Origin of the sequence: Micromonospora maritima (assembly GCF_902825405.1) — a bacterium.
Classification (GTDB): Bacteria; Actinomycetota; Actinomycetes; order Mycobacteriales; family Micromonosporaceae; genus Micromonospora; species Micromonospora maritima.
In genome coordinates, this window is sequence record NZ_CADEAU010000152.1 from 1 (window position 1) to 11213 (window position 11213).

General features: G+C 71.0%; 10 protein-coding genes. 9 read left to right on the top strand and 1 reads right to left on the bottom strand.

Features of this window, described 5'->3' with window-relative positions:
• From HUW36_RS15760 to HUW36_RS15800, 9 genes are all read left to right on the top strand, one after another.
• On the top strand, nucleotides 1-883 hold an 883-nt coding region (locus HUW36_RS15760; RefSeq protein WP_174528865.1), incomplete at its 5' end, for a molybdopterin dinucleotide binding domain-containing protein.
• Nucleotides 880-2235, top strand: a complete 1356-nt coding sequence (gene nuoH / locus HUW36_RS15765) for an NADH-quinone oxidoreductase subunit NuoH (RefSeq protein WP_174528866.1) — start codon at nucleotides 880-882, stop codon at nucleotides 2233-2235. The genes HUW36_RS15760 and nuoH, both read left to right, overlap by 4 nt.
• A 1-nt stretch (nucleotide 2236) precedes the next feature.
• Complete coding sequence (gene nuoI, locus HUW36_RS15770) at nucleotides 2237-2878, top strand: NADH-quinone oxidoreductase subunit NuoI (RefSeq protein ID WP_174528867.1); 642 nt, start codon at nucleotides 2237-2239, stop codon at nucleotides 2876-2878.
• Complete coding sequence (locus HUW36_RS15775) at nucleotides 2875-3645, top strand: NADH-quinone oxidoreductase subunit J (RefSeq protein ID WP_174528868.1); 771 nt, start codon at nucleotides 2875-2877, stop codon at nucleotides 3643-3645. The genes nuoI and HUW36_RS15775 overlap by 4 nt, the downstream gene beginning before the upstream one ends.
• Nucleotides 3642-3941: an NADH-quinone oxidoreductase subunit NuoK gene (gene nuoK / locus HUW36_RS15780; protein ID WP_089154544.1), complete on the top strand. Its 300-nt coding sequence runs from the start codon at nucleotides 3642-3644 to the stop codon at nucleotides 3939-3941. The genes HUW36_RS15775 and nuoK overlap by 4 nt, the downstream gene beginning before the upstream one ends.
• A 10-nt stretch (nucleotides 3942-3951) precedes the next feature.
• Nucleotides 3952-5880, top strand: a complete 1929-nt coding sequence (gene nuoL, locus HUW36_RS15785; protein ID WP_174528869.1) for an NADH-quinone oxidoreductase subunit L — start codon at nucleotides 3952-3954, stop codon at nucleotides 5878-5880.
• A gap of 64 nt (nucleotides 5881-5944) precedes the next feature.
• Nucleotides 5945-7477, top strand: coding sequence for an NADH-quinone oxidoreductase subunit M (locus HUW36_RS15790; protein WP_099162913.1), 1533 nt, complete (start codon nucleotides 5945-5947; stop codon nucleotides 7475-7477).
• Entirely contained in the window at nucleotides 7474-9027 is a 1554-nt protein-coding gene (gene nuoN, locus HUW36_RS15795; RefSeq protein ID WP_174528870.1) for an NADH-quinone oxidoreductase subunit NuoN, read from the top strand. The genes HUW36_RS15790 and nuoN overlap by 4 nt, the downstream gene beginning before the upstream one ends.
• An 88-nt stretch (nucleotides 9028-9115) precedes the next feature.
• Nucleotides 9116-10156 (top strand): polyprenyl synthetase family protein, encoded by a 1041-nt coding sequence (locus HUW36_RS15800; RefSeq protein ID WP_174528871.1) that lies wholly within the window; start codon nucleotides 9116-9118, stop codon nucleotides 10154-10156.
• 483 nt (nucleotides 10157-10639) lie between these two features.
• On the opposite strand, the gene HUW36_RS15805 is transcribed toward HUW36_RS15800, so the two are convergent.
• A partial coding sequence (locus HUW36_RS15805) for an MFS transporter (RefSeq protein WP_174528872.1) occupies nucleotides 10640-11213 on the bottom strand: 574 nt, incomplete at its 5' end.

Consider the following 11213-nt stretch of genomic DNA (forward strand, 5'->3'; position numbering starts at 1 on the left):
GGCCGCCCGCGCGGAGCTGGGCGAGGCGTGGGACATCCCGGCCGGGGTCATCCCGAGCCAGGCCGGTCGCGACACCGACGGCATCCTGGGCGCGGCGGCCGAGGGCCGCCTCGGCGCCCTGGTGGTGGCCGGGATGGACCCGGCCGACCTGGCCGACCCGCGCCTGGCCGAGACGGCCCTGGACGCGGTGCCGTTCCTGGTCAGCCTGGAACTGCGGATGAGCGCGGTGTCCCGGCGGGCGGACGTGGTCTTCCCGGTCGCCCCGGTGGTCGAGAAGGCCGGCAGCTTCCTCGACTGGGAGGGCCGGCTGCGCACCTTCGAGAAGGTGCTGGACACCGGCGCGATGACCGACGGTCGGGTGCTCGACGCCATCGCGGCGCAGCTCGACGTGCGGCTCGGCGCCGGCGACGTGCCGAGCGTGCGCCGCGAGCTGGGCGCGCTGCCTCGGACCCGGGTCGGGCGGCCGTCCGCGCCCTCGGTCGAGCCGGCCACCGTGCCGCAGCCCGGACCGGGCCAGGCCGTGCTGGCCACCTGGCACCAGCTCGTCGACCTGGGCAGCCTCACCGACGGCGACGAGCACCTCGCCGGCACCGCCCGCCCGCCGGTGGTCCGGCTGGGCAAGGGCACCGCCGAGGCGCTCGGCGTGGCCGACGGGGATCCGGTCACGGTCGGCACCGACCGCGGCGCGGTCACCCTGCCGGCGGCGATCACCGAGATGCCGGACGGCGTCGTCTGGCTGCCGACCAACTCACCCGGCTCGACCGTACGCCGCAGCCTCGGCGCGACGTCCGGTCACGTCGTGCAGGTGACCGCGGCGCCCGTCGCCGCGGACGCCGCCGCGCGCCCGGGTCCGCTCCTCAACACCGGGGGTGTATCCCAGTGAACGCCGTCATCCTCGCGGCGCAGGACCCGACGCTCGCCGACTTCGGCAAGGACCCGTGGTGGCTGGTCCTCGGGAAGATCGTCTTCGCGTTCGCCTTCGGCCTGCTGGCCACGCTGCTCGGCGTCTGGTTCGAGCGGCGGGTCGTGGGCCGGATGGCGGTGCGGCCCGGCCCCAACCAGGTCGGCCCGTTCGGCCTGCTCCAGACGCTCGCGGACGGCCTGAAGATGGCGTTCAAGGAGGACATCCTCCCGCGCGCCGCCGACAAGGTGGTCTTCTTCTTCGCCCCGACCATCTCGGTGATCTCCGCGGTCACCGCGCTGTCGGTGATCCCGTTCGGCCCGAAGGTGAGCATCTTCGGCCACTGGACGCCGCTGCAGGTCACCGACGTTTCGGTGGCGGTGCTGGTGATCCTGGCCTGCTCCTCGATGGGCGTCTACGGCATCGTGCTCGGCGGGTGGGCCTCCGGCTCGACGTACCCGCTGCTCGGCGGTCTCCGGTCCAGCGCCCAGATGATCTCGTACGAGGTCGCGATGGGGCTGAGCATCGTGGCGGTGTTCATGACCGCCGGCACGATGTCGACGAGCGGGATCGTCGCCGCGCAGGGCGACGCCACGCAGCTGAGCATCGGCGGGTTCGACCTGCCGGCCCCCGGCTGGTACGCGATCCTGCTGCTGCCCAGCTTCATCATCTTCTTCATCGCCATGGTCGGTGAGACCAACCGGGCGCCGTTCGACCTGCCCGAGGCGGAGTCGGAGCTGGTCGCGGGTTTCATGACGGAGTACAGCTCGCTGAAGTTCGCGCTCTTCATGCTCTCCGAGTACGTGGCGATGGTGACCATGTCGGCGGTCACCACGACGCTGTTCCTCGGCGGCTGGCGGGCACCCTGGCCGATCACGCTCTGGTCGGGCGCCAACGAGGGTTGGTGGCCGATGCTGTGGTTCTTCGGCAAGGTGATCCTGCTGGTGTTCGTGTTCGTCTGGCTGCGCGGCACGCTGCCCCGGCTCCGCTACGACCAGTTCATGCGGTTCGGCTGGAAGGTGCTGCTGCCGATCAACCTGGTCTGGATCCTGGTGCTCGCCGGGCTGCGCTCGATCGAGGACTGGCAGACCAACGACCGGCTGCTCGCCACCGGCATCGGCGCGGGCGTGCTGCTGCTGGCCACGCTCTTCTGGCCCAGCAAGAAGAAGCAGCCGAAGCCGTCTCCCCAGGAGCAGGCGGACAGCCGGCCGTACGGCAGCTTCCCGCTGCCCCCGATGGATCTTCAGGTTCCACCGAGCCCACGCACCAAGCGTGTGGTCGCCGAGCGGGAGCCGGCCAACGTCGTCGCCGGCTCGGACTCCAGGGAGGTGTGACGTGGGCGCGATCACCGGAACGTTCAAGGGCTTCGGGGTCACCTTCTCGCACATGTTCAAGAAGGTCGTCACCACCGACTACCCGTTCAAGCCGCCGGTCTCGGCGCCGCGCTACCACGGGCGGCACATCCTCAACCGGCACCCGGACGGGCTGGAGAAGTGCATCGGCTGCGAGCTGTGCGCCTGGGCCTGCCCGGCCGACGCGATCTACGTGGAGGGTGGCGACAACACCGAGGAGCAGCGCTTCTCCCCGGGTGAGCGGTACGCCAGCACCTACCAGATCAACTATGCCCGGTGCATCTTCTGCGGGCTCTGCATCGAGGCCTGCCCGACCCGTTCGCTCACCATGAGCAACGAGTACGAGCTGGCCCGGGACAACCGGCAGGACCTGATCTTCACCAAGGAGCAGCTGCTCGCGCCGCTGCTCGAAGGCATGGAGCAGCCGCCGCACCCGATGCGGCTGGGCGACAGCGAGAAGGACTACTACGTCGGCGCGTTGACCAACCCGGGCACCTCGGCCGGCGCCGAGCACTCGCCGATGGGCCCGGGCCGGTACCAGGTGGAGGAGCACCCCGGCGTGACCTTCCCCGGCGCCGAGCAGGCCGCGCAGCGGTCCGAGGCGGGCAAGGGAGCAGGGGTATGACCACGCAGACGGTGCTCGCCGCGGCGGGCGAGGTGACCGGGGGTGAGGAGGTCACCTTCTGGATCCTCGCTCCGCTGGCCCTGATCGGGGCGCTCGGCATGGTGTGGGCCCGCAACGCGGTGCACTCCGCGCTCTGGCTGGTGCTGACCATGCTCTGCCTGGGCGTGTTCTACGTGCTCCAGGCGGGGCCGTTCATCGGCATGGTGCAGATCATCGTCTACACCGGCGCGATCATGATGCTCTTCCTGTTCGTGCTGATGCTCGTCGGTCGGGACGCGTCCGACTCGCTGATCGAGACGCTGCGCGGCCAGCGGGTCGCCGCGGTGGTGCTCGGGCTCGGCTTCGCCGGCCTGGTCGGCACCGGCCTCTACCGCGCGCTCGACGGCGTGCGGGCGGCCGGCCTCGACCAGGCGAACGCCGAGGGCAACGTGCAGGGCATCGCCCGGCTGCTCTTCACCAAGTACGTCTTCGCCTTCGAGTTGACCTCGGCGCTGCTGATCACGGCCGCGGTGGGCGCGATGGTGCTGGCGCACGTGGAGCGGCGCAAGGAGGACCGGATGGACCAGGTCGCCACCATGAAGGCGCGGTTCCGGCCCGGCAACTACCCCGGCCCGAAGCCCGGCCCGGGTGTCTTCGCCACCTCGTCCTCGGTGGCCACGCCGGCCCGCCTGCCGGACGGCCGGCTCACCGACCGCGGCATCCCGGAGATCATGCCGGTGCGCGACATGACGGCCGAGGAGACCGCACTGAAGGGGACCGACAAATGACCCCGGACTACTACCTGATCCTCGCGGCGGTGCTGTTCACCATCGGCGCCGTCGGCGTGCTGGTCCGACGCAACGCCATCGTGCTGTTCATGTGCGTCGAGCTGATGCTCAACGCGGCCAACCTGACCCTGGTCACGTTCAGCCGGATCAACGGCGACCTGAACGGCCAGATCATGGCGTTCTTCGTGATGGTGGTGGCCGCGGCCGAGGTCGTGGTCGGTCTCGCGATCATCATGGCGATCTTCCGGACCCGGCGCTCGGCCAGCGTCGACGACGCCAACCTGCTGAAGTACTGAGGGGTCTGCGGTGGAACAGACTGTGGAATTCGCTACTGCGGATGGCCTGCTGGGCAGCGTCTGGCTGCTGGTGGCGATCCCGCTGGTCAGCGCGGCGGTCCTGCTGCTGCTCGGCAGGCGGGCGGACCGCTGGGGCCACTGGCTGGGCGTGGCCGCCATCGGCGCCGCGTTCGTGCTCGGCCTGACCTACTTCTTCCAGCTTCGCGGCCTGGAGAACAAGCAGGTCGAGCAGAGTCTCTGGCAGTTCATCACGGTCGGCGACCTGAAGGTGGACTTCGGTCTGCTCTTCGACCCGCTGGCCGCGGTGTTCGTCCTGCTGATCACCGGGGTGGGCTTCCTGATCCACCTCTACGCCGTGGAGTACATGGCGCACGACGAGGGCCGGCGCCGGTTCTTCGGGTACTTCAACCTGTTCGTCGCCGCGATGCTGCTGCTGGTGCTCGGCAACAACTACGTGATGCTCTACTTCGGCTGGGAGGGCGTCGGCCTGGCGTCGTACCTGCTGATCTCCTTCTGGTACGGCCGGCCCAGCGCGGCCACCGCCGGCAAGAAGGCGTTCCTGATGAACCGGGTCGGCGACGCCGGCCTGGCCATCGGCATCTTCGTCATGTTCGCCATGCTCGGCACCACCCAGTACGACGAGGTGTTCAACGGGGTCGGCTCGCTGACCTCCACCACGGTGCTCGTGCTCGGCCTGCTGCTGCTCCTGGGCGCGGCCGGCAAGTCCGGCCAGTTCCCGCTCCAGGCGTGGCTGCCGGACGCGATGGAGGGCCCGACCCCGGTGTCGGCGCTCATCCACGCGGCCACCATGGTCACCGCGGGCGTCTACCTGATCGCCCGCTCCAACCCGATCTTCTCGGCCAACGAGACGCTCCAGCTCGTGGTGGTCGGCGTCGGCGCGCTCACGCTGCTGATGGGCTGCGTCATCGGCGCGGCGAAGGACGACATCAAGCGGGTGCTGGCCTGGTCCACGGTGAGCCAGATCGGCTACATGTTCCTCGGCGTCGGTCTCGGCGGCGGCGCCTACGCGCTGGCGATCATCCACCTGCTGGCGCACGGCTTCTTCAAGGCCAACATGTTCCTCGGCGCCGGCTCGGTCATGCACGGCATGAACGACCAGGTGGACATCCGCCGCTTCGGCGGGCTGTCGAAGTACATGAAGATCACCTGGCTGACGTTCATGATGGGCTGGCTGGCCATCATCGGCATCCCACCGCTCTCCGGCTACTTCTCCAAGGAACCGATCATCGCGTCCGCGTTCGAGCGGGAGGGCTGGACCGCCTGGCTGTTCGGCGGCGCGGCGCTCCTCGGCGCCGGGCTCACCGCGTTCTACATGACCCGGCTCTTCGTGCTCACGTTCCACGGCCCGAAGCGGTGGACCGAGGACATCGAGCACCCGCACGAGTCGCCGAAGCTCATGACGATCCCGCTGATCCTGCTCGCCGCCGGCTCGGTGGTGGCCGGTGGCCTGATGACGCTGAACGACGGTGTGGTGTCCTGGCTGACCCCGGTGCTCGGCGAGGAGGCGGGCGGCGAGGCGCACGGCGTGCTCTCGCACACCGTGATCACCATCCTCTCGATCCTGATCACCGTGCTCGGTGCCGGGCTGGCCTGGTTCCTGTTCCGCAACGGCACGGCCACCGAGCCGCAGCCGGCCGGCGTGGTGGTCACCGCCGCCCGCCGGAACCTCTACACGGACGCCTTCAACGAGGCGGTCTTCGAGAAGCCGGGCATCTTCCTCACCCGGGCGCTGGTGTTCCTCGACAACCGGGGCGTCGACGGGCTGGTCAACGGCCTGGCCGCCGCCGTGGGCGGGGGCTCGGGCCGGCTCCGGCGGCTGCAGACCGGCTTCGTGCGGTCGTACGCGACCTCGATCCTGACCGGCGCGCTGCTCGTGGTGGCGGCGTTCCTGGCGGTGCAGGCGGGGTGGCTGGCGTGATCGACAGCAACGCGGCCGCCCCCGCCGGCGGGCCACGCAGTCACGACGGAGGTAAGGCCGAATAATGTCCAACTTCCCGTTCCTCTCGGTGCTGACCGTGGCGCCGCTGGTCGGCGCCCTGGTCGTGGCGTTGCTGCCGCGCAGTCGGCCGGACCTGGCCAAGCTGGTGGCGTTCGGCTGGTCGCTGCTGGTGCTGGTGCTCTCGGTGGTGATGTGGTTCGCCTTCTCCGCCGGCGGTGACCGGTTCCAGTTCCGCGAGTCGTACCCGTGGATCCCGAACTGGGGCGTGCGGTTCACCTTCGAGGTGGACGGCATCGCGCTGGTCATGCTGATGCTGATCGCGATCCTGGTGCCGCTGGTGATCCTGGCGTCCTGGCACGACGCCGAGTCGTCCAAGCGCTCGGTGCCGGTCTACTTCGCGCTGCTGCTTGTCCTCGAGTGCACGATGATCGGCGTCTTCGCCGCCGCCGACGTCTTCCTGTTCTACGTGTTCTTCGAGGTCATGCTGGTGCCGATGTACTTCCTGATCGGTAGCTACGGCGGCCACCAGCGGCAGTACGCGGCGGTCAAGTTCTTCCTCTACTCGCTGGTCGGCGGCCTGTTCATGCTGGCCGCGGTGATCGGCCTCTGGGTGGTCGGCGGGAAGACCTTCGACTGGCAGGCGCTGAGCCAGGCCGAGTTCGCCACGAACACCGCCCGCTGGCTGTTCCTCGGCTTCTTCATCGCGTTCGCGATCAAGGCGCCGTTCTTCCCGTTCCACACCTGGCTGCCGGACGCCGGTGGCGCCGCCCCGGCCGGCGCGGCCGCCCTGCTGGTCGGCGTGCTGGACAAGGTCGGCACGTTCGGCATCCTGCGCTACTGCCTGCCGCTGTTCCCGGAGGCGTCGCGCTGGTTCGCGCCGTGGGCGCTGGCGCTCGGCGTGATCGGCATCATCTACGCCGCGCTGCTGGCGGTCGGGCAGAACGACCTGAAGCGGCTGGTGTCGTACACCTCGATCGCGCACTTCGGGTTCATCGGCGTGGGCATCTTCGCCTTCACCACCCAGGCCGGCACCGGCGCGGTGCTCTACATGCTCAACCACGGCCTCGCCACCGGTCTGCTCTTCCTGGTGGTCGGCATGCTGATCGCCCGGCGCGGGTCGGCGCTGATCAGCGACTTCGGCGGCGCCGGCAAGCTGGTGCCGGTGCTGGCCGGCGTGCTCTTCTTCGCCGGTCTGGCCTCGCTGGCGCTGCCCGGCACCGCGCCGTTCGTCTCCGAGTTCCTGGTGCTGATCGGCACGTTCACCGTCAACAAGCCGGTCGCGGTGATCGCCACGCTCGGCATCATCCTGGCCGCCGCGTACGTGCTGTGGATGGTGCAGCGCACCACCCAGGGCACGCTGAACCCGGCACTGACGGAGGTCGAGGGCATGCGCCGGGACCTCACGCTGCGCGAGAAGGTCGTGGTGGCACCGCTGATCGCGCTGATCGTGCTGCTCGGCTTCTATCCGAAGCCGGTCACCGATGTCATCAACCCCGCCGTCCAGGCGACCATGCAGGACGTCGGCAAGTCCGATCCCGCCCCTGAGGTCGGCAGTGTCCAGGAGGCGTCGAAGTGAGTGAACTGAAGCTGCCGTCGATCGACTACGCGGCGCTCGCTCCCATCCTGATCATGCTGGGCGCGGCCCTGGTCGGCGTCCTGGTCGAGGCGTTCGTGCCGCGCCGCCTGCGCAACGGGGTGCAGCTCGCTCTCGCCCTGCTCGCGGTGCTGGCCGCGATCGCCATGGTGATCCTGAACTCCGACGACCGGCTGATCACCGCCGGTGGGGCGATCGCGGTGGACGGGCCGACGCTCTTCCTCCAGGGCGCCATCCTGGTCCTGGCCGCCATGGCGCTGCTGCTCGTCGGTGAGCGTGCGGTCGAGCGGGGCGGCGCCTTCGTGGCGCACGCGGCGGTCACCGCCGAGTCGCCCGAGGACCGCAGGCAGGCCGAGGGGGTGGGCGGCGCCACCGAGGTCTACCCGCTGATGACGTTCGCGATCGGCGGCATGCTGATCTTCGTGGCGGCGAACGACCTGCTGACCATGTTCATCTCGCTCGAGGTCTTCTCGCTGCCGCTCTACCTGCTCTGCGCGCTGGCCCGCCGCCGGCGGCTGCTGAGCCAGGAGGCGGCGATGAAGTACTTCCTGCTCGGCGCGTACGCCTCGGCGTTCTTCCTGTTCGGCGTCGCCCTGATCTACGGCTTCACGTCCGGGATCCCGGGCCGGGGCGCCGGCGTCGACTTCGCCACCGTGCACGCGGCGGTCGGCCAGTCCTCGTCCAGCCAGGTGCTGCTCTTCGCCGGTATGGCGCTGCTCGCCATCGGTCTGCTGTTCAAGGCCGCCGCCGCGCCGTTCCACGTCTGGACGCCCGACGTCTACCAGGGCGCGCCGACGCCGGTGACCGGCTTCATGGCCGCCTGCACCAAGGTCGCCGCGTTCGGCGCGCTGCTGCGGGTCTTCCACGTCGCGTTCGCGGGCGCCTCCTGGGACTTCACCCCGGTCCTCGGCGTGGTGGCGGTGCTGACCATGCTGGTCGGCGCCGTGCTCGCGGTCACCCAGACGGACATCAAGCGCCTGCTGGCGTACTCGTCGATCGCGAACGCCGGTTACCTGCTGGTGGGTGTCCTGGCACCGACCAAGTCGGGGCTCTCCGGCACCATGTTCTACCTGGCCGCGTACGGCTTCTCGGTGCTCGCCGCGTTCGCGGTGGTGACGCTGGTGCGGGACGCCGACGGCGAGGCCACCCACCTGTCCCGTTGGGCCGGGCTGGGTCGCCGCTCGCCGTTCTTCGCGGCGGTCTTCACGTTCATCCTGCTGGCCTTCGCCGGTATCCCGCTCACCAGCGGCTTCACCAGCAAGTTCGCGGTGTTCGGGCCGGCGCTGGAGGCGAACCAGGCGTGGCTGGTGATCGCCGGCGTGCTGACCAGCATGGTGCTGGCGTTCCCGTACCTGCGGGTCGTGGTGATGATGTGGCTGTCCGAGCCGGGTGAGTCGACCCCGACGGTGGCCGTGCCGGGCGCGCTCACCTCCGCGGCCCTGGTCATCGGCGTGCTGGCCACGCTGGTCCTCGGTGTGGTGCCCGGGCCGCTGCTCGATCTGACCACCGGTGCCGCCGAATTCGTCCGATGACCGAACGGATCCTCCGGGGGCCGGTACGCCGTGGCGTGCCGGCCCTCGGCCTCCATCCCCCTCGCCGAGCAGGTCGAACGGGTGTGGCATGGTTGAAGACGTGGTGAACCCGGCTGGCGAGCGTTCAGGTCAGTTCGGCGCGCTCGGCCTGCACCTCGCCGATCCGCGCGTCGAAGCCTCCGTGCTGGGCGTGCTCGACCGGGTCGAGGCGCACCTGCGGGCCAGCGTGGCCAGCGCGGACCCGCTCGTCACCGAGGCGGCCCGGCACCTGCTCCAGGCCGGCGGCAAGCGGTTCCGCCCGCTGCTGGTGGCGTTGGGGGCCCAGTTCGGCGACCCGGAGGCCGAGCAGGTCGTCCCGGCCGCCGTGGTGATGGAACTCACTCACCTCGCGACGCTCTACCACGACGACGTGATGGACGAGGCGGCCGTGCGGCGGGGCGCCCCGAGCGCCAACTCCCGCTGGACCAACTCGGTGGCCATCCTGGTCGGCGACTACCTCTTCGCCCGGGCCGCGGACATCGCCGCCGACCTGGGCCCGGAGGCGGTCCGGTTGCAGGCGCGCACGTTCGCCCGGCTGGTGCACGGCCAGATCGCCGAGACGGTCGGGCCGCGGGACACCGACCCGGTCGCCCACTACCTGCACGTGATCGCCGAGAAGACCGGTTCGCTGATCGCCACCTCGGCCCGCTTCGGCGGCATGTTCGGCGGCGCGTCCCCCGAGCACATCGAGGCCCTGGCCGGATACGGCGAGATCATCGGGGTGGCGTTCCAGCTCTCCGACGACCTGCTGGACATCGCCAGCGACTCGGTGGAGTCCGGCAAGACGCCCGGTACGGACCTGCGCGAGGGCGTGCCCACCCTGCCGGTGCTCTACGCGCTCGCGGCCGACGACTCGGACGCGGCGAGCGTGCGGCTGCGGGAGATCCTGGCCACCGGCCCACTTGTCGACGACGCCCTGCACGCCGAGGCGCTGACCCTGCTGCGCGAGTCCCCGGCGCTCAAGCGGGCGCGGGAGACGGTGCGCAGCTACGCCGAGGACGCCCGGGCCCGCCTGGCCCCGCTCCCCGAGGGCCCGGCCCGCCGCGCGCTGGAGTCCCTCTGCGACTACATCGCCGACCGCACCAGCTGATCGTTCCGGTCGTTCCCGCTGCGCCCGGCCCGATCCGTCGCTCCCGAGCCGTCCCCGGCGCACACCGAGCTGAATCCACGCCGGTTCCACAGTCGTCACGGAGCATAGCCCCGGAAGGGAAGAGATCGCGCTTGGGCGATATACCGCTGAGTCATAATTATGACCAGGCGGTATATCGCTCGAATACGGCGTCGTTCTTGCGACGGCCTCGGCCGCAAGGAGCTGCTGCCCCCGGGCCCGGTCGACCTCGGCCCGCGTCGCGGCGACCTGCTCTTGCTCCGGCGCCACACCCGCTCCGGCCACACCCGCTCCGGCCACGCCCGCCCGCGCACCACGCCCGCCGCGCACCACGCTCGCCCGCGGGCGTGACGCCGTCGAGCGTGCCTCGGTCACATGTCGGGCCGGCGCGGCAGGTCGTGGCGGGACACCCCGGGCGGCCCCGGCAGGTCCTGCCGAACACGCCCGACTCCCGAAGGGGACAGGTCAGGCGGTGCGGGACAGGCGGTGCGCGCCGAGAAGCATGAGCGCGGCCGCCAGGAGCATGGCGAGGGCGGCGGTCAGCCACATCGCGGGGTAGCCGGCGGCGCCGGCCAGCGCGCCGAGGCCGAGCGGGCCGAGGCTGCCGCCCGCGTACACCCCGGTCTGGGTGATCGAGGTGGCGGCGGCCGGGGCCCGCGGGTGGAGACGGACCACCGCGAAGTTCATCAGCCCGGGCCAGGCCCAGCCGAGGCCGAAGCCGAGCACCACGCCGGCGACCAGCGGCACCGGGCCGGCCACCGCCAACAGCACCAGGCCCACGGCACCGGCCACCAGCAGTCCGGCGATCAACCCGACGTGGCCGCGTGCCCGCCGGTCGGCGAACCAGCCCACCCCGACCCGGGCGACCACGCACACCGCGCTGCCCAGCGTCAGGGTCAGGCCGGCCAACGCGGGGGAGAGCCCGCGCGCGGCCGACGAGTCGACCAGGAACGTGCTCAGCGCGTTCGCCGCGGCCGCCGCGAGCGTTGCGGCCAGCCCCACCACCACGAGCGGTCCCCGGCCGTCCCCGCGGCCCGCG